Source organism: Peribacillus sp. NPDC058002, from assembly GCF_042886655.1.
Lineage (GTDB): Bacteria > Bacillota > Bacilli > Bacillales > DSM-1321 > Peribacillus > Peribacillus aracenensis.
Window position 1 is genome coordinate 104,015 of the sequence record NZ_JBHVQU010000001.1, and the last position, 18,094, is coordinate 122,108.

Consider the following 18,094-nt stretch of genomic DNA (forward strand, 5'->3'; position numbering starts at 1 on the left):
GACAAGGAATTTACCTGGTCTGTTTTTTCGTTGATATATTGGGTATTAATTAGGTATATAGTTTAATGGATTAACAGCATTTGACTTGCTATAATTCCATGGGCCTTTATGTAGCTCAAAGTGTAAATGCTGACCGAAGGAATGTCCTGTGTTACCCATGATGCCAACTTGTTGGCCTTTGGCAACTACAGCACCTTCGCCTACTTGCCTAGAACTTAAGTGTGCATACACAGTAGTCCATTGCTGACCGCCGATTGAATGGGTAACGAAGACGACGTTACCGTATGTACTTGAGAAGTAAGAACGGCTTACGACTCCGTCGGCTGCCGCTACAACTGGAACCGTTCCGCCAGCAGCTATATCGATGCCGGCATGCTGTTTATTCCAACGTTCGCCCATTGTTGAAGATACATATCCTGCACTTGGTCTAGTGAATGTACCAGATGATACAGCTGGCGCTTGACTTACATTAGACGAAGATTGTGAAGATGATGATGATGAGCTGTTGCTTTTTGCACTATATCCTGAAGAAGTGGATTGTTTTTTAGTTTCGGATGCTTGTGATGCTTGAGAAGCCGCTTGTGCTGCCGCTTGCGCAGCTTCTTGCTCTGCACGTTTTTTCGCTTCGGCTGCCGCTTTTTTACGGGCTGCTTCCAATTCTGCAAGACGTTGATGCTCTAAGCTGATGGCAGATTTGATCGCTTTTTCTTGAGCGGCAAGATTCGCTTTCTCTTCCTCTAGACCCATCTTCTCATCTTCATGCTTTTTAGTTTGTTGCTTTAATTTCTTAACCAAAGCATCCTTTTCTTGCTTCTGCTGTTTTTGCTGCTTTTGAATTTCCAATAGTTCAGCTTTTGCCACTTCTAAACTGGCTAGCTTCGTTTCTACGGCTTTTTGCTTTTCTTCCAGATCCTTTTTATCTATTTCATGCTGCTTTAAAATATCGCGGTCGGCTTCTGCGATTGTCGCTACAGCTCCGACACGGTCAACTAAATCCCCAAAACTGGATGATCCGAATAATACTTCAAGGTAGTTCACGTCCCCGCCAGTCTCCTGGAAGGAAAGGGCCCTTTCCTTCAATACTTCATTACGCTTGGCGATCCGCTCTTTTAATACTTTAATCTCGTCTTTCAATGCCTCGATTTCTTTTTTCGTTTGAGTAATTTCAGCATTTTTTGCATCGATCTTTTTTGCGGACTCGGCAATTTTCGCTTCAATGGCAGCGATTTGATCTTCTGCTGTCATTTGCTTATCCTGCAGGTTATCGATTTTCTTTTCCGTTTCGGAAATATTCGATTCAACACCCGAACGTTTATCCTGGATGGATTCTTTCTGTTTTTCTAAATTCGAAATCGACTCAGCATAAACCGAAGGTGCCGCTAGAATGCTTCCCAACCCGATCATGATGGAGGCATTCATGGCAATGATATTTTTTTTCAACGTTTCATTTCCCCTTTCAACCCGTTACATCCATGCCTTGTAACGTCTCTCTATTTATGTCTGGCTTCTTTTGGCTTTCGAGTAAAACTACACTTTTATACTTTCAAGAACTTCCTGACGGACATCAAGCTGCCCCATATCCCGATAACGGCACCAATTACGATGAGGATGGCCGAGACTTGATAAATAAATGGATTTGCAGGCAGGAAATCTATGAATTTGAACGTGATCTGCGGTGCAGCATATTTATATAGATTGTAGTAGAGTGCAGAGACCAGACCTATCGGAATGATGGAACCGAGCACTCCCAGCCAGAGACCTTCCAAGAAGAATGGCCAACGGATGAACGTATTCGTCGCCCCTACCAACCTCATGATCTCAATTTCTTTTCTTCTGGCTACAATGGTAATTTTAATCGTATTCGAAATCAGGAACATTGCAGTAAATAGTAAACCTACAATAAGAACGATTCCTATGTTTCTAGCAATATTAACAAAGCTGAATAGTTTCTCGACATAGCCTTGTCCATATTTAACGCTTTGGATATACTCCAAACCTTCGATCTTTTTTGCCACCTTGATGACATCTTGCGGGGATTTGGTTTTTATAACATAAACGTCCCTTAATGGGTTATCTTGTTCAAATGGTTTAAAAGCATCACCATTATCCCCTAAATCATCTATTAAATTAGTAAGCTCTTCATCTTTTGGAGAGAAAATCACTGATTCAATGCCGTTCATCTCCGTAATTTGCTTACCGATAGCTTTTATATCGTCATCATTCGCCGCATTATCAATATGTGCCCGAACTTCGACATCTTTCTCCACATTTCCCGCGATATGATTTAAATTCATCATGAGCACTAAAAAGACGCCAACCAATGTTAGAGTGACCGTTACTGCACTGACTGAAGCAAACGTCATCCATCCATTACGGCCAATATTTTTAAAACTTTCACGGAAGTGACGGAGCAATGTTCTAAATTTCATATCCGTAATCACCTCGATGTTCATCGCGTACTATTTTTCCACTTTCAATGGCAATGACACGTCGTTTAATATTGTTGACGATGTCCCTATTATGAGTGGCCATGACAAGCGTAGTTCCGCGTTTATTAATTTCTTCAAATATGTTCATGATTTCCCATGATGTTTCGGGATCAAGATTACCTGTAGGTTCGTCGGCTATGACTACCTTAGGATCATTGACGATCGAACGGGCTATTGCAACCCTTTGCTGCTCCCCACCGGATAACTCGGAAGGCAGCATCCTCGCTTTATGTTTAATGCCAACCAGATCGAGGACTTCCATAACTCTCTTTTTGATTTCTTCTGGTTCCTTTTCAATAACTTCCATGGCAAAAGCAACATTTTCATATGCAGTGAATGTTTGAAGGAGTTTAAAATCTTGGAATACCATACCGATATTACGGCGGAATAGAGGAACTTTCGAATTGCGGATACTTGGCAGGCTAATGCCATTGACCAAAATATTACCGCTTGTAGGCTTTTCTTCCCTATACATCATTTTGATGAAGGTCGATTTTCCGGCACCGCTCGGACCCACTACATAAACGAACTCGCCTGGCTTTATTTTCACATTGATTCCATTAATGGCAATTACGCCATTTGGATATGTCTTTTTCACATCTATCATTTCTATCATTCTAAAACCACCTAATTTGCTTGGATTATCACTATGTACCAACAGCTTTTTCGACAATTTTCACTGAAATCTGACAGGAATCTCTCTTACTTGAGCACAGAAACATTATAACATCATATTTTGTCAAATTAAGCATAAAAAATATTACAGTTTCATTTCAGTTAGTCATATATCAACATCTATGTAATAATTCCAGGATTTGATTGCTTGATAAAGGATTAATTGTGAGTTGTTTCGAGGTTTGAAAGGAGGATAAATGAAACGCCCTGCTAAAGCAGGACGTTTCGTCGATCATTATTTATGTCCGGCAAGCCATTCAGCGACCATGCTCGCTTCCTTGCCCTGGATTATACCTTTTGGCATCCCACCTTGGCCATTCGCAATGACTTTTTCGATGTCTTCTTTCGAAAGCCTAGAACCGACCTTCGTTAAATTCGGTCCCACGCCGCCTTCAAGGTTCACGGCATGACAACTTGAACATTTGTTTTCATAAATTTTAGCGGCATCACCTGCACCCGCCGTAGTCGTTTCATTATTTTCATTTGCAGGCTCTTTATCTGTAGCATCATCGTTCCCGCCGCATGCAGCCAAGGCCAAACTAGTACCCAAAACTAAGGCCAACCATTTCAGTTTCATTGAATTTACCCCCTCTGATTTATACCAGCACAAGAACATTATACCAATTTCAATCCAGTTTAAAACCCTCCCCGAGTACCTCCGATGCGTCCATGACAATTACAAACGCTTTAGGGTCAACGAGTTTCACCAATTGTTTCAATTTGGTGAATTCCGACTGGTCTACTACGCACATCAAAATTGGACGAGTATCATCCGTATAGCCACCATACCCGGATATGCCTGTTACACCCCGGTCCAGCTCATGTATGATAGCATCCCTTACTTCCGTTTCTTTATTCGTGATAATTAATGACATCTTCGAATGGTTCAATCCAATTTGGACGAGGTCGATCGTCTTGCTTGTCACATATAAACCTATTAATGCATACAGCCCTTTTTCAATATCAAAAACGATGGCAGCGCTTAAAACGATGATTCCATCAATGACAGCCACACAGGTCCCCAATGACAGATGGGTATATTTATGGAAAATCTGTGCCGCCAAATCGGTCCCCCCTGTGGAACCCTTTCCGCGAAAGACGATCCCCAGCCCAAGCCCGACCATCATCCCCCCGCAAACCGAACCAAGCAATGCATCGTTCGTCCATGCATCCCAATCCTTTGTCAGAAATACCACTAAAGGCAGAAACAAGGTTCCAATCAGGGTTTTGGCTCCGAAATGTCTTCCAAGGATAATAAGCCCCGAAATGAACAAAGGAATATTAAACCCCCAAAGTACATAAGCCGGCTCCCAACCGAGAGTTGAATCGAGAATCGTGCTAATCCCGCTGACCCCGCCGGATGCAACCTGGTTAGGCAGTAAGAATACATTAAAACCAATGGCAATTATGGCCGAACCGACAATCACCAATCCATACTCCATTAACTTTTGAATTAAAGGGTGCTTCTGCCCCCTATACCTTTTCTTCATTCTGCATAAGTCTCCTCGAACCATCATTATTATCTAGTATTGGCCGAACGAGGCAGGGCATCCCTTTTCCATCCTGTAAATGTCAGCCAGATGATTCGTTATAAAGGAAATCATAAAAAAAGCCGGACCGGGGAAACCGGTCCGACTGGTTGATCTTATAATTTTGAACGCAAGTACGCATCAATGAACATATCAATATCCCCATCCATGACTGCTCCCAAGTTTCCAGTCTCCGCACTGGTACGGTGATCTTTAACCATGGAATACGGGTGGAAAACATATGAACGAATTTGGCTGCCCCAGCCAATTTCCTTTTGCTCACCACGGATTTCATCCAATTCCGCCTGTTGCTGTTCAATTTCACGTTGATACAATTTGGCTTTCAGCATATTCATGGCCTGGGCCTTGTTTTTGATTTGAGATCTCTCGTTTTGGCACGTTACCACGGTGTTCGTAGGTATATGGGTGATCCGGACTGCGGAGTCCGTTGTATTGATATGCTGACCACCTGCACCACTTGCCCGATACGTATCGATTTTCAAATCTTCCGTGCGTACTTCTATATTGATCGTCTCATCGAATTCCGGCATGACTTCACATGAAACGAATGAAGTATGGCGTCTCCCTGAGGAATCGAAAGGGGAAATCCGGACAAGACGGTGGACCCCTTTTTCCGCTTTTAAATAACCATAGGCATTATGGCCTTTGAAAATTAAAGTGACACTCTTGATTCCAGCTTCATCACCTGGAAGGTAATCAAGGGTTTCCACTTTAAAGCCTCTTTTTTCACCCCATCTTGTATACATGCGAAGCAGCATGGAACCCCAATCTTGGGACTCCGTTCCGCCCGCACCAGGATGCAGTTCAAGAATGGCATTTTTCGAGTCATATTCTTCACTTAGTAAAAGTTGAAGTTCAAAATCATTCATCTTTTGTGAAAGAATCGTAATTTCTTCTTCCAGCTCAGCCAAAAGTTCTTGATCATTCTCCTCTTTCACTAATTCATATGTCAAATCCAGATTTTCATATGATTCATTCAGTTCGGACAATTGATTGACCTGTTCTTTCAAAGCATTCGTTTCATTAATGACAATTTGTGCTTTTTGCTGATCATTCCAAAAATCGGGATGTGTCATCTCATTTTCAAGCTGTGCGATTCGTGCCTCTTTTTCATCTAAGTCAAAGAGACCCCCTAAAGTCCGTTAATCGTTGCGCTGTCCGTTCAAGTTCATTTCTTATTTCTGCTAATTCCATTTCTCTTCACCTCATTAAGTATGTTAAAAAAAATCCCAGAAGAGGGATTCGCTTCATTACAAATAAACCTCTTCAAACTATATGCAAGTATATTGCTTTATGCAAACTAAACATGAAAAGAGGCGGCAAGCCTTACACTTAACCGTCCCATATTCATTATACACCTAACTTTAGCCTAAATTGCCATGGCAATTCTTATATTTTTTACCGCTGCCGCATGGGCATAACGCGTTTCGGCCAACGTCTTCCTTTTTACGGGCAGGGGCTTTTTTCACTTTACCCCCATCTTCTTCCTTCGGATTGACCGCTTGTCCTTTTATGACTTCCTTACGCTCCAAATTGTTGCGGATTTCAGCCTTCATGATGTATTTGGCAACTTCATCCTCCATTGAAGCAATCATGGCTTCGAACATTGCGAAACCTTCAGATTGATATTCACGTAACGGATCGATCTGGCCATAGGCACGAAGGTGGATCCCTTGGCGCAATTGCTCCATTGCATCAATATGGTCCATCCACTTACTATCGACTGCACGAAGAACGATTACTTTTTCGAACTCACGCATTTGTTCTTCAGATAGCTCTTCTTCTTTTTGGTCATAGCCTTCTTTCACTTTTGCTAAAATGAACTCAACCAATTCCGATTCATTTTTCCCATCCAAATCAGCTACAGTGATTGAACCTTCATTAAATAGGTTACCATTCAGGTAATCCACAAGGCCTTGTAAATTCCAGCCTTCCTCATCACCCATTGGTGCAAACGCGACAACATTCCGCTCGATGGATCCCGTAATCATCGTTTCGACGATTTCACGTAAATTTTCACTTTCCATGACATCGAAACGCTGTTTATAAATAATTTCCCGTTGTTGACGGAGAACATCATCATACTGCAGTAATTGCTTCCGTGAATCGAAGTTATTGCCTTCGACCCGTTTCTGTGCGGATTCAACGGCCCTTGTCACCATTTTACTTTGAATTGGCTGGGAATCATCCATTCCAAGGCGTGCCATCATGTTTTTCATATTATCCGAACCGAAGCGGCGCATCAATTCATCTTCCATTGATAAATAGAATTGAGTGACCCCTGGGTCTCCTTGACGGCCTGACCGACCACGCAGCTGGTTATCTATACGCCTGCTTTCATGACGTTCCGTACCGATGACAGCAAGGCCTCCAAGCTCCTTGACACCTTCACCAAGCTTGATATCCGTACCGCGTCCCGCCATGTTCGTAGCGATCGTAACTGAGCCTTGATTACCTGCATTCGCAATGATTTCCGCTTCACGCTCATGGTTCTTGGCATTCAAAACATCGTGAGGGATTCCTTTTTTGGATAAATAGGCAGATATGACTTCAGATGTTTCGATGGCAACCGTACCGACAAGCACAGGCTGACCCTTTTTATAACGCTCGCCGATGTCTTCCACAACAGCCTTGAACTTCCCATCAGTTGTCGCGTATATAAGATCCGCCCTGTCATCCCTGATGATATTCCTGTTTGTCGGGATCGCAATGACATTCATATTATAAATATTGCGGAATTCCTCTTCTTCCGTTTTAGCTGTCCCGGTCATACCTGAAAGTTTTTCATACATCCTGAAATAGTTCTGGAATGTAATTGTCGCAAGAGTCATGCTTTCATTTTGAATTTCAAGTCCTTCTTTCGCTTCAATCGCCTGATGGAGACCTTCACTGTAACGGCGGCCTTTCATCAAACGGCCAGTGAATTGGTCAACGATGACTATCTCGCCTTCCTGGACCACATAATCCACATCCAAATGCATGGAAACATGCGCCTTTAACGCCTGATTGATATGATGGTTCAAAGTAACATGATTAATATCGAACAAATTATCGATATTAAACGCTTTTTCAGCTCGATTCATCCCATCTTCCGTCAGCTGAACACCTTTTGTCTTTTCATCATATGTGTAGTCCGTTTCTTTTTTTAAGGTTCTTACAAACGCATTGGCCTGGATATAAAGTTGAGCCGATTTCTGTGCGGAACCGGAAATGATCAATGGCGTTCTCGCCTCATCGATCAAAATCGAATCGACCTCATCAATGACAGCAAAGTGCAGCGGGCGCTGTACCATTTGTTCTTTATATAACACCATGTTGTCACGAAGGTAATCAAAACCTAACTCATTATTCGTACTGTACGTAATATCCGCATTGTACGCTCCCTGCTTTTCTTCTTTAGAATGACTGTTCAAATTCAATCCGACGGTCAAACCAAGGAAATCATACAATACACCCATCTCGGTGGCATCACGGTGTGCCAGGTATTCATTGACAGTAACGACATGTACACCTTTACCGGTAAGCGCGTTTAAATAAACAGGCATGGTGGATGTTAAGGTTTTACCTTCCCCAGTTTTCATCTCGGAGATATTTCCATCATGAAGGGATGCCCCACCCATGATTTGAACACGGTAAGGATATAAGCCCAGAGCACGCTTTGCACCTTCACGCGCAACCGCAAACGCCTCGACAAGCAAATCATCAACGGTCTCCCCATTTTGATAACGCTCTTTAAACTCATCCGTTTTGGCACGCAACTGTTCATCCGATAGTGCAGCCGTCTCATCAGCCAGTGCTTCCACCTGATCGGCGATTTTTTCTAATCGTTTGATTTCTCGCTTATTCGGATCAAAAACTTTATTTAATATATTAAGCATTCAATAACGCTCCTCTATTATGGTAATGATCGTTCAATGACTAAATTCATATAAGTAAGAAGAAACACAACTTCTATTATTACTAATGCACGCTTAATTTTACCACTTCTATTCTAGAGGTACAACTTCATGTCACTTCCCTGGTATAGACCTGAATTCAATTCTTGCGAAAAACAATGGATAAATGAGGAGGAAAACTGTTAAAATAGGAGGAAGTATAAAAAATATGTTGCAAACTCCCCACTATTCCATATGCAAATGAGAATTATCCATAACCTTCCATCACTAGATGCTATGTCCTCTATAGCGATAGCATGTCAAGGTAATCCAGCCTTACAGGCGTCATGTTTTGAATGATAAGGTGGGCTACTGAAACTTAATAGCGGAAGATAAATAGAACATGTTTCGAGGTGGTATTGATGATTGGTGAACGTGTAAAAAAACTGCGAGAAGAAAAGAAAATGTCAATGACTGAACTTGCCGATAAAGCGGGTGTGGCAAAGTCTTATTTAAGTTCGCTCGAGCGGAACTTACAAACGAATCCTTCTATTCAATTTCTTGAAAAAATCTCCGCCGTACTTAACATTCCTGTCGATGCCCTGCTTTATGATGCTCCAAATAAGGAAACCTTGGACAATGACTGGATGAAAATCGTTGAGGAAGCCATGAATTCAGGTGTTTCAAAACAACAATTCAGGGAATTCATCGAGTTTAATAAATGGAGAAAAGATAAAGAAGAGTAGAGTAGTAGTGCACTAGTTTACCTACATAATCCAATAAAATATAGTTTGGATAAGCTAGACTCACCAGAATCTCAAGGAGACATCCCCCCTATAAACAGCTAATGAATCGAACCACTGTTTATAGGGATGTTCTCAATCTTGTTCGGAACCTATTTTCCATCGTTCTCCTCAAAAGTTACCTCAACGCTTTCCCTTTTCAAAAAAGCACTGATTTCCTCTTTTTTGAAACCCAAACTCCTTGCTTCTGAAATCAACTTCACCCATTCTTGATCCATTGCCACGTTAGCCACCTCTTCTACCTCCTAAAATACTCTTGTATTTCAGGCAGACCAGCCATCATAGTCACAAGGACCTTAGACCTGTGCCTTTGCGCCCTAATCTTTCAATCAGTTTGCCTTTGTCATGGTATTTATTACCAAATACAGTGCTTATAATCATATTATAACGGAAACACACTCCATATATTGCTATTTTATGTCGGTAATCCACATAAATGCAAAAACTTTCATCCGACAAAATATTACAATATTAAGAAAATTCACAGTTCAGGCAATTTAACATAGGCCAATTCAATTTCTTTTGTTTGAATAATAGTGAATATTGCTCTTCTTACTATTCCATTGGGGTGTATTGATTCTTTCAATTATAAGTGCATCAAGGGCTTTTTGCGCAGTTAAATCCTCACCGCAGGTCGGACAAAGCCACTTTCCATATTCCGCACTGCTAAAAGAAGCCCTATGGCATGTATGGCAATTCTTTCGATACAAGTTTTCCAACCCCTCTGCATCTTATTCAAATTGTTTTTTTATAAATAACCAATTGTTCTTTTTAAAGAACTAACAACTTGAGTATAGTGCAAAAGTTAGAGGTGTTTAAATAGGTAAAATTAATCATTTTTCTTAATAAAGAACATTATTCGTTCTTTCAAATGAACTTTTGGGCTTTTTAGAGAACAAGTCTTTTTATAGTAAATCAAACAGCCAACGCATTCTATCAAAAAAGCACAACCCAGAGGCTGGGCTGTGCTTTTGATCTAAGATTAATAGTTAACTAGGTTCAATCAATCCATAGCGTCCATCTTTTCGGCGGTACACTACGTTTGTTGTATTAGTATCCGCATTCGTGTAAACGAAGAAACTGTGACCAAGCATATTCATTTGTAAAATCGCCTCTTCACTGTCCATTGGCTTTAAATCAAAGCGCTTATTGCGGACCACTTCAATATCATTATCGTCTTCGAATTCATCCACCACTTCGTCAACATCCGTATTGAAGGCGAATGCATCGGGTGTCGTAGATAGATTGTTGCGGAACTTACGATTGACCTTCGTTTTATGTTTACGAATTTGGCGTTCAAGCTTATCATTGATCAAGTCAATGGCAGCATACATATCCGCATTTTCCTCTTCAGCGCGAAGAACCAAATTCTGCATGGGAATCGTCACTTCGACTTTAGATGTATTATTGTTCACTTTTAAATTCACTAACACATTCGCATCTGGTGTATTGTTAAAATATCGTTCTAACTTGCCAATTTTCTTTTCGACGTATTCTCGAATTGCTGGAGTTACCTCAATGTTTTCACCGCGTACGTTGTAATTCATAAAGTGAGTCCTCCTTAAATTAAGACTATACAGTTAGATTCTACAATACCCCTCCGGTTTCCTTTAGAAACACACATCATGAAACATGTCGAAATCATGAAACAATTGTCGGAAGGTTTGGAAAGGGTTGATGTCTGCCCTAGCTTCATTATATCAAATGCTATGCTATAAAGAAAAAATTAAGCCTAATTTATTTACAGAAAATTTAAAAATACTTAACATAATAAACGTTTGGCATCCAAACGGCAGGGTAATCAATTTCTTTTATCATAAAACACGCCATCCACTGATAGACTTTCATACGGATTCGTGTATTTATTGGATGATCGTTTCTTCTTATTTATTTCCTGGATATCCCGCTGTATCTCCTGCTTTTGGAGCTTCAGCAAGTGATCGACCTGCTGGTTGAGCAACAGTACCGCACGGCCCAATTGTTGCTCTTCACCAGTAAACGGCGGGTTAATTTGTGAAAGAAGCCCCTCCCGCCGATCAATCAGCTTTGTAACCCTTTCTATTTTATCATCACGTTCTGTGATCGTGCGATCTTCCAGAACGGCAAGCAATTCAGCAGTCAAATTATGAAAGGTTCTAATCACCATTACACTTGACCGCTTTGGGTAAATTGTTTTTTCCGATTGATCTGAATTACTTCCTTCCAAGTATTCCGGAACTCAGTAACAAGCCCCTCCACTTCTTCCAAGGCAGCAACATCATTTTTCATATTCGCTTCGATCAGACGCCGGTTCATGAAATCATATAGACTCAGCATATCTTTGGATACATCCGCGTCCATATTCAGCGTCACCATCAATTCGCGGATAATATTTTGTGCCTTGATGATGTTCGTATTCTTCACTTCGATATTTCCTGCTTCAACGGCTTTCTTCCCAAGCATGATGAACTTCAAACAGCCATTATAAAGCATTAATGTAAGCTCTCCCGGGGATGCTGTATTGACTGAATTTTGCTGGTACGATTGATATGGATTATTTATCGCCATACTTAACTACTTCCTTTCTGACATACCTTAACTAAAATAAGAAGCTAATGATGCACTTTGGCTGTTTGCCTTTTGAATCGCTTTTTCCATCGCCGTAAACTGGTTATAATAGCGCGATTCCAGTTTCGTTAACTTCGCTTCGAATGTGGAAATCTTCTTATCCAGCCCATCAACCAATTTTCCGAGTGTAAAATTGTTATTAACATAGCCTGCCTTTCCGGCTTTTTCAGTAATCACCTTCATCGATGATTCTATATCATCCCTTAACCGGCGCGCGAGTCCTTTGTCGCTCTTTTCCGGACCATTGGCCATGAACATATCATAAATCGCATTGGGATCCTCACTGATGGCTGCCCGGAGCTTATCCTCATCAATCGTTAATTTACCGCCCTCCAAATAATTTTTGGTGGTGGTGATACCCAAACTGCTAAGACTGTTTTTTCCCGTGATTCCATCCACCGAGGTGTATAGAGATGACCTCATTGTGGTCAGGAGACTTTTTAATGTCGAGTCGCTTTTTAACGTTCCGCTCTTCGCTTTTTCTTCCCACAGCTTCACTTCATCCTCTGTCATTGCCTTCTTTTGTTCAGAGGTAAGCGGCGTAAAGGAGCGATATTTCGCTTCACCCGTTTTATCTTGAACCTTTTTAATGACTTCATTGTATTTATTCACAAACTGTGTGATCGTATCCAGGATGGCATCCACATCAGCTGTTGATGAGAATGTAACTGTATCTGTCGTTTTTTGCTTTACCGTTATTTCCGCTCCATTAATCTGAAACGTATTCGAAGGCCGGGAAATTTCCAGTCCATTATAAACAATGGACGCATTTTCCCCTTTTGTGCCGCCAGTTCCTTCATTGTTACTGGCCATTTTTAACATATCGAAAAAATCTCCGGTGCCCCCTAATTCAATTTCAGCTCGATCCTTAACATCACCGGTATTTTTAGCAGTGATGGAAAACTGCTGGGACGCTTCATCAAAAAATAGGGTCACTCCAGAGTTAGCGTTAATTTTATTTATCACACTCTCTAACGTATCGTCCGCACTAAGGGTAAGCGTGTACGGTTTTTCCACTGTCACTCCATCTTTTACTTCCGTATCAAAACCGCCATCTTTATTGATGGCGAGTATCGTAATATCTTGTGGTGTCGTGAAACCCAATTCCGATAGTTTCTTTTTGGGGTCGGTAACAGCTGATTTTTCCGTACTTGTCATGGTTGCTGCTTTGGCAAGTCCATTCACTTGTACATTCCCGGAAAAATCACTGGTCGAATTCACATTTCTCACTGATACAGCTTCTGGATTCGAAACCGACACCTTCTTTTTTATAAAGGAGGATTGCTTCCCGATTCCATCACGAATGAGCGTATCCAATTCTGATAAAGCTGTATTGATCGAACGGTAATCATCCCGCTGCCATTCGGAATACTGCTTTTTCTGTGTTAATTTATCCAATGGCACCCGTTCTGCCTGCATCATGCTCTTAACTAGTTCATCAATGTCCATCCCGCTTGCTAAACCACTGATTCGTACCATAATAAATCACCCGCTTATATTTTTTCATCCACCATTATGCCGACAAACTCCGTCATTGCCGCATAGAAATCCAATAACTTCTTCGGAGGAATTTCCCTGATCGTCTCATCCGTCACGTCATCGACTACCTTTACATAGTATTCATTCAGCTTCTCGTGATATTCAAAACGAACGGCCGTATGTGCCGGTTTCAGGAAGGTGTTCAAATTATCCACCATTTCCTGCATCTTTTCTTTTGAAGGCCCATCAGTAGATTCCACACTTTGCTCCGAATAGGCAAGCGTATTCATTTCCCGCTGATAATATGAACTGATTCCTTCCGAGATTGCTGTTCTAAGTTGTGAGGAAAGAATATTCGTGGACAAACTCTCCAGCATCTAAATAGCCCCCAATATGATATCTTTACTTTTTATATCGGTAATTAAGATTTTATATTTAGTCACTCTTAGATTTTGGTTGCACCTGCAGACATTCATTAAAGATCCTTTGCTAAAAAGAGATTCTACTAAAAAAACTCCAGAAAAATATCTAGAGTCTCAGTTATTTTAGGCTTATAAATATTGACCGTTGATTTCCTCTCCAGGCACTCGCTTTCCGCGGGCGGTCTGGGAGCCTCGCACCTTACGTTCCAATCAACTTTGTTTTAACAGTTAGATGGAACTCCTTTTACCTACATTCTTTTTTAAAAAATTAAAAGATTAAAACTGAGGTGATAATTACTTCTCTACGTTCGAAAAAATTATGACTGACGATTTTAATTATAGGACTTCCCTTTTTATTCAAATGAACCTGCGAACATACTAGTAATGGAATATCCCATCCCTCTTGTGACTGATAGCTGTGTTCACCAGTCATTTTCACCATACCCAGTAATCACATCTTCATCTACGTATTTTGTAGTACCATCATAGTCAATGAAGTCATTAGGATTGTAGCCATAAGATTCCTTGGTGACAGATAAACGAATGGTCCCTTACTTTTTAAAGGTCAGTAATCCCTTTTTTCTGCATCGTAATGTTCCTTACACACTTCAATCAGTACAAATAAAAGAGCCTAACACAAAGTGTCAGACCCTTTATTGTTGGGCTAACTATCCAATTAACGAAGTAATTGAAGAACGCCCTGTGGTTGCTGGTTTGCTTGCGCGAGCATTGCTTGTGATGCTTGCGCCAAGATAGAGTTTTTAGTTTGCTCCATCATTGTTTTAGCCATATCTGTATCACGAACACGTGATTCAGCAGCAGTCAGGTTTTCAGAAGAAGTACCTAAGTTGTTGATCGTGTGCTCTAAACGGTTTTGGTTAGCACCTAGTTTAGAACGTTCTGCTGATACTGTGTCAATTGCAGATTGGATTTTTGTGATAGCTGCTGATGCGTTTTTAGCATTGGAAACATCAAGACCAGATTCAACGCCTGTAGAATCAGTTCCGTTGCTTACATTTGATTTTGCAGTATATCCTGCACCCGTTCCAGTCAATCCAAGAGCGCTTGCACGCATGTCACCAATTTCAAGTGTCAGGCTTTGGTTTTCATTAGCACCAATTTGGAATTGAAGTCCTGCGCCATCAGCTTTTCCTTCTGTAGTTGTGACAGTTTTATCTGTAACATCTGTACCTCCAGTAAGGTCCACTTTTAAGTCTGCATCCTCGCCTTTTGATTTCGCTGTAATCTCCACTTGGTTACCAGTCACAGTAACATTGTATTTAGCATTTAACTCAGCATTTCCAGTGATTGCTGTTTCTATAGCTGAAGCTGTAGTACCCTCATCAGTATCAAAGGCTACATTCTCTCCTAAAACATCTATAGATCCCGCTGTCATTCCAGTTAGATCAAATTCAACCTTAGCTACGTTACCAGTAGTATTAGTATCTTTTTCACCGTTCAATAATTTCTGAGTATTGAACTCAGTAGTATTACCGATACGGTTGATTTCAGATGTTAAAGAATCCATTTCTTTTTGGATTTCTCCACGGTCGTTTGTTGTATTAGTGTCAGTAGATGCTTGTGTAGCAAGTTCACGCATACGTTGCAGGATATCAGTCGTTTCGTTTAATGCACCTTCTGCTGTTTGGATTAAAGAGATAGCATCTTGTGAGTTACGGGAAGCTTGATCCAATCCGCGGATTTGTCCACGCATTTTTTCAGAGATTGCTAGACCAGCTGCATCATCACCTGCACGGTTGATTCGCATGCCTGATGCTAGTTTCTCCATCGATTTGGATTGTGCATTCGTTGCACTTGATAATTGACGGTGCGTGTTTAGAGCTGAGATATTGTGATTGATAATCATTTATGTTTCCTCCTTGAGTCTTAAGTCCCCACGTCCATGTGGTTGTTTACGATGGGCAGTGAATAAGTCGGCCGCCTATTTCACTACCCATCGTTGTATAGTTAATATCGACCTGCTTGGAAACATATTTAGCGGATTTTAAGATTTTTTCTTGAAATGCTCATTTATATTTTCCAGAAAATTGGTTTCTGTTTTTGAGGCTGTTCTATTTTCTTGCTGGATGGACAGATAGACTTCCTTCCTATGGATATCGATGTTTTTAGGGGCATTGATTCCCAGTTTAATCTGTTCCCCCTCAACGGACAGGATCGTAATTTCGATATCATCGCCAATCATGATCGCTTCATTTGGTTTTCTGGTCAATACGAGCATCATTTCCCCCCCTGTTCTGCTTGAGGTTCAAACAGTCTGTGCTTTGTACGGTATTCACTAGCATTCATGATAAATTGCTTACCGACTTTTTTGGGGCCGTTTATGATGATGGGAGCCTGTAGATTGGCCGTCGTTTCATTGAAAGGGTCCTGGATCGTTAAGATGACGAAAGTGATGACTTCCAGTTCCGTTTCAATTTGTAAAGAAGATAACACCTCATCCGTGAGCTTCACTTCGTAATCATGAAACACTTCAAAAGGGTCCGTTACAATGAAAGCAAGCCCTTTTGTTTCTATCGATTGCAGGACGAAAAAGGGCGTGTCATCCAAAGCTAGCAAGCAAAACTGTTTTTCTTCTAAAAACCCTGGTATCCCGTTTTCAAATATATAAATCTCTTTCTCTGCCAATTCAAGTTCGCCATGAAATTTTGTTTGTATGATCATCTATGTTTTCACTGCCCTATCTCATCTGGAAATAAATTGATGAAATCTATATCCAGCGCATTTTTTTGTAGAATTTCGACATCCACACTTCCTGGTGTGTATGTATGGTTCGCCCCATTGATTTGAGCATCAATGATCGGTTTTTGCACGGTTGCTTCAATCTCCACCCGGGCCGGCTCGTAGTCCAGCTTCACGCTGAAATGAGAGGGAATCCATCCGAGGTTGAATTGCTTATCAGGCCCTTTGCTGTTTTGCCTGGCCTGTTCAGCGATTGGATTACCGCCTTTTTCAATATGCCTCAGCTCCGTTCCCTGCTGGGCACGTCTTGCCATACCCGCCAGCCAATCCTGATATCCCTGCTTTGCAAATTCATCGACTCTTCTTGAGAGGCTTTTCAAATCCATGTCTTCCCTTGCTTGTGACTGATCGATCGTCAGCTTGCCTGGTGTCGTTTGAATCTCCAGTATGGCTTGCGGCTGTTCGATGGATTGGACCGCCGCCTTCTGTTCGATTTGCTGTACAGGCTGCTCTAGATTCAATCCAATCTTCATGGGGGTGGATTGCAATCTGATTTGTGGAATCTGCATCATCAACACTCCTTATAGAAAAAAGCTATCCATTTAAGAATAGCTTAGCGAAGAAAATCCAATAAACTCGGTTGCATGATTTTTGCTCCGATACTTAATGCAGCACTATGGACACTTTCCTGGGTCGTCAAATCCATGATCGCCTTTTCGATGTCGACATCCTCATTTTTCGAAAGGATTTCAGTGGCAAAAACCTCTTGCTGCTTGAGACGGTCCGTCATCAGCTCAATCCGATTCTGCCTTGCGCCAACCTGTGCCTGCATGCCTAAGAAAGTATTTACCGTTGCGTCAAGCCCCTTAAGCGTCCCGCTCACGTCCCCGCCATTTTCGAGTGCATCGATCGTCTGGTCGATGCTTCCGCCGGCAGCGAGTGCATCACCAAAAATCTTTGAGCCGTCCGTATTGATTTTAAGGGAAATCCCGGAAAACACTTCAAGGTTTATATCCCCTGTGCCATACACCGTATTTCCATTCGCATCTTTAACGGACGATGGCCTCACATTCGTATCCTGACCGTTGAAAATATATTTCCCGCCAATCTGTGTGTCGCCAAGAGTTATGAGATGTTCTTTTAATTGTTTAATTTCTTCAGTAATCGTTTTAAGTTGTTCCCCTTCATACGTGCCATTGCTTCCTTGAACGGTTAATTCACGAATCCGCTGCATGGCGGAAACCGCTTCCGTAATGGCATCATCCGTGCTGTCGATCCAATTGGTCGCCTCGGCAATGTTACTTTGATACTGCCCTATTTGATTGAGGTTTGTCCGGTACCCCATTCCCATCATGGCCGCAACAGGGTTATCGGATGGTTTGGAGAATTTCTTTTGAGAGGAAACCTGCTCTTGCAGCTTGGACATTTTTTCGTAACTGCTGCTTAAATTGCTCAACATATTATTGGTTAGCATCGATTGCGTTACCCGCATGT

General features: G+C 41.5%; 19 protein-coding genes and 1 riboswitch. Of the genes, 1 reads left to right on the top strand and 18 read right to left on the bottom strand.

The genetic code is table 11. The features are described 5' to 3' along the window. Nucleotides 1-45: 45 nt before the first annotated feature. The 7 genes from ACFVSH_RS00480 to secA form a co-directional block, all read right to left on the bottom strand. On the bottom strand, nt 46-1,440 hold the full coding sequence (locus tag ACFVSH_RS00480; protein ID WP_387704321.1) for a murein hydrolase activator EnvC family protein: 1,395 nt from the start codon (nt 1,438-1,440) through the stop codon (nt 46-48). Nucleotides 1,441-1,535: 95 nt separating this feature from the next. Then, a complete protein-coding gene (ftsX, locus tag ACFVSH_RS00485; RefSeq protein WP_260286319.1) occupies nt 1,536-2,429 on the bottom strand; it encodes a permease-like cell division protein FtsX in 894 nt (297 codons plus the stop codon). Then, nucleotides 2,419-3,105 carry a cell division ATP-binding protein FtsE gene (ftsE, locus tag ACFVSH_RS00490; protein ID WP_089361962.1) on the bottom strand — a complete coding sequence of 229 codons (687 nt, stop codon included), beginning with the start codon at nt 3,103-3,105 and terminating at the stop codon, nt 2,419-2,421. Before ftsE ends, ftsX begins: the two co-directional genes overlap by 11 nt. Before the next feature lie 294 nt (nt 3,106-3,399). Continuing rightward, nucleotides 3,400-3,741 (bottom strand): cytochrome c551, encoded by a 342-nt coding sequence (cccB, locus tag ACFVSH_RS00495; protein ID WP_387601144.1) that lies wholly within the window; start codon nt 3,739-3,741, stop codon nt 3,400-3,402. A gap of 49 nt (nt 3,742-3,790) precedes the next feature. Continuing rightward, complete coding sequence (locus tag ACFVSH_RS00500) at nt 3,791-4,654, bottom strand: YitT family protein (protein ID WP_387704323.1); 864 nt, start codon at nt 4,652-4,654, stop codon at nt 3,791-3,793. A gap of 155 nt (nt 4,655-4,809) precedes the next feature. After that, a protein-coding gene (gene prfB, locus ACFVSH_RS00505) for a peptide chain release factor 2 (protein ID WP_228467568.1) occupies nt 4,810-5,908 on the bottom strand; the annotation gives its coding sequence in 2 pieces (ribosomal slippage) (nt 4,810-5,844 and nt 5,846-5,908; 1,098 coding nt in all). Between the two features lie 170 nt (nt 5,909-6,078). Then, on the bottom strand, nt 6,079-8,592 hold the full coding sequence (gene secA, locus ACFVSH_RS00510) for a preprotein translocase subunit SecA (RefSeq protein WP_387601151.1): 2,514 nt from the start codon (nt 8,590-8,592) through the stop codon (nt 6,079-6,081). Between the two features lie 419 nt (nt 8,593-9,011). On the opposite strand from secA, the gene ACFVSH_RS00515 reads away from it, so the two are divergent. Next, entirely contained in the window at nt 9,012-9,335 is a 324-nt protein-coding gene (locus tag ACFVSH_RS00515; protein WP_061141195.1) for a helix-turn-helix domain-containing protein, read from the top strand. A 149-nt stretch (nt 9,336-9,484) separates the two neighbouring features. Here ACFVSH_RS00515 and ACFVSH_RS00520 read toward each other — a convergent pair whose 3' ends face one another. The 11 genes from ACFVSH_RS00520 to flgL all read right to left on the bottom strand — a co-directional run bounded on the left by ACFVSH_RS00520 (nt 9,485) and on the right by flgL (nt 18,092). Next, a complete protein-coding gene (locus ACFVSH_RS00520; protein ID WP_260286323.1) occupies nt 9,485-9,625 on the bottom strand; it encodes an anti-repressor SinI family protein in 141 nt (46 codons plus the stop codon). A gap of 30 nt (nt 9,626-9,655) precedes the next feature. Then, a riboswitch (cyclic di-GMP riboswitch) is annotated at nt 9,656-9,741 on the bottom strand. Between the two features lie 640 nt (nt 9,742-10,381). Next, nucleotides 10,382-10,939: a ribosome hibernation-promoting factor, HPF/YfiA family gene (hpf, locus tag ACFVSH_RS00525; RefSeq protein ID WP_098371577.1), complete on the bottom strand. Its 558-nt coding sequence runs from the start codon at nt 10,937-10,939 to the stop codon at nt 10,382-10,384. A gap of 254 nt (nt 10,940-11,193) precedes the next feature. Next, nucleotides 11,194-11,538 carry a flagellar protein FliT gene (gene fliT / locus ACFVSH_RS00530; RefSeq protein WP_387704324.1) on the bottom strand — a complete coding sequence of 115 codons (345 nt, stop codon included), beginning with the start codon at nt 11,536-11,538 and terminating at the stop codon, nt 11,194-11,196. Beyond that, nucleotides 11,538-11,939, bottom strand: coding sequence for a flagellar export chaperone FliS (gene fliS / locus ACFVSH_RS00535; protein WP_387704326.1), 402 nt, complete (start codon nt 11,937-11,939; stop codon nt 11,538-11,540). The genes fliT and fliS overlap by 1 nt, the downstream gene beginning before the upstream one ends. 27 nt (nt 11,940-11,966) lie before the next feature. After that, on the bottom strand, nt 11,967-13,478 hold the full coding sequence (locus tag ACFVSH_RS00540; RefSeq protein WP_387704328.1) for a flagellar hook-associated protein 2: 1,512 nt from the start codon (nt 13,476-13,478) through the stop codon (nt 11,967-11,969). Between the two features lie 14 nt (nt 13,479-13,492). After that, the gene (flaG, locus tag ACFVSH_RS00545; protein ID WP_387704330.1) at nt 13,493-13,855 is read right to left on the bottom strand and encodes a flagellar protein FlaG; all 363 of its coding nucleotides are present in this window, start codon (nt 13,853-13,855) and stop codon (nt 13,493-13,495) included. A 721-nt stretch (nt 13,856-14,576) separates the two neighbouring features. After that, on the bottom strand, nt 14,577-15,767 hold the full coding sequence (locus ACFVSH_RS00550; RefSeq protein WP_387601166.1) for a flagellin N-terminal helical domain-containing protein: 1,191 nt from the start codon (nt 15,765-15,767) through the stop codon (nt 14,577-14,579). A gap of 138 nt (nt 15,768-15,905) precedes the next feature. Beyond that, nucleotides 15,906-16,139 carry a carbon storage regulator CsrA gene (csrA, locus tag ACFVSH_RS00555; RefSeq protein WP_387704332.1) on the bottom strand — a complete coding sequence of 78 codons (234 nt, stop codon included), beginning with the start codon at nt 16,137-16,139 and terminating at the stop codon, nt 15,906-15,908. Then, on the bottom strand, nt 16,139-16,582 hold the full coding sequence (gene fliW, locus ACFVSH_RS00560) for a flagellar assembly protein FliW (RefSeq protein WP_260286330.1): 444 nt from the start codon (nt 16,580-16,582) through the stop codon (nt 16,139-16,141). The genes csrA and fliW overlap by 1 nt, the downstream gene beginning before the upstream one ends. An 8-nt stretch (nt 16,583-16,590) precedes the next feature. Further along, entirely contained in the window at nt 16,591-17,169 is a 579-nt protein-coding gene (locus tag ACFVSH_RS00565; protein ID WP_387704334.1) for a DUF6470 family protein, read from the bottom strand. 44 nt (nt 17,170-17,213) lie between these two features. Next, nucleotides 17,214-18,092 (bottom strand): flagellar hook-associated protein FlgL, encoded by an 879-nt coding sequence (gene flgL, locus ACFVSH_RS00570; RefSeq protein ID WP_387704336.1) that lies wholly within the window; start codon nt 18,090-18,092, stop codon nt 17,214-17,216. Between the last annotated feature and the right edge of the window lie 2 nt (nt 18,093-18,094).

Coding starts and splice junctions, on each gene's coding strand:
- ftsX (WP_260286319.1), bottom strand. CDS start 2,429: ATGAAATTTAGAACATTGCTCCGTCACTTCCGTGAAAGTTTTAAAAAT.
- ftsE (WP_089361962.1), bottom strand. CDS start 3,105: ATGATAGAAATGATAGATGTGAAAAAGACATATCCAAATGGCGTAATT.
- cccB (WP_387601144.1), bottom strand. CDS start 3,741: ATGAAACTGAAATGGTTGGCCTTAGTTTTGGGTACTAGTTTGGCCTTG.
- ACFVSH_RS00500 (WP_387704323.1), bottom strand. CDS start 4,654: ATGAAGAAAAGGTATAGGGGGCAGAAGCACCCTTTAATTCAAAAGTTA.
- secA (WP_387601151.1), bottom strand. CDS start 8,592: ATGCTTAATATATTAAATAAAGTTTTTGATCCGAATAAGCGAGAAATC.
- ACFVSH_RS00515 (WP_061141195.1), top strand. CDS start 9,012: ATGATTGGTGAACGTGTAAAAAAACTGCGAGAAGAAAAGAAAATGTCA.
- hpf (WP_098371577.1), bottom strand. CDS start 10,939: ATGAATTACAACGTACGCGGTGAAAACATTGAGGTAACTCCAGCAATT.
- fliT (WP_387704324.1), bottom strand. CDS start 11,538: ATGGTGATTAGAACCTTTCATAATTTGACTGCTGAATTGCTTGCCGTT.
- fliS (WP_387704326.1), bottom strand. CDS start 11,939: ATGGCGATAAATAATCCATATCAATCGTACCAGCAAAATTCAGTCAAT.
- ACFVSH_RS00540 (WP_387704328.1), bottom strand. CDS start 13,478: ATGGTACGAATCAGTGGTTTAGCAAGCGGGATGGACATTGATGAACTA.
- flaG (WP_387704330.1), bottom strand. CDS start 13,855: ATGCTGGAGAGTTTGTCCACGAATATTCTTTCCTCACAACTTAGAACA.
- ACFVSH_RS00550 (WP_387601166.1), bottom strand. CDS start 15,767: ATGATTATCAATCACAATATCTCAGCTCTAAACACGCACCGTCAATTA.
- csrA (WP_387704332.1), bottom strand. CDS start 16,139: ATGCTCGTATTGACCAGAAAACCAAATGAAGCGATCATGATTGGCGAT.
- fliW (WP_260286330.1), bottom strand. CDS start 16,582: ATGATCATACAAACAAAATTTCATGGCGAACTTGAATTGGCAGAGAAA.
- ACFVSH_RS00565 (WP_387704334.1), bottom strand. CDS start 17,169: ATGCAGATTCCACAAATCAGATTGCAATCCACCCCCATGAAGATTGGA.
- flgL (WP_387704336.1), bottom strand. CDS start 18,092: ATGCGGGTAACGCAATCGATGCTAACCAATAATATGTTGAGCAATTTA.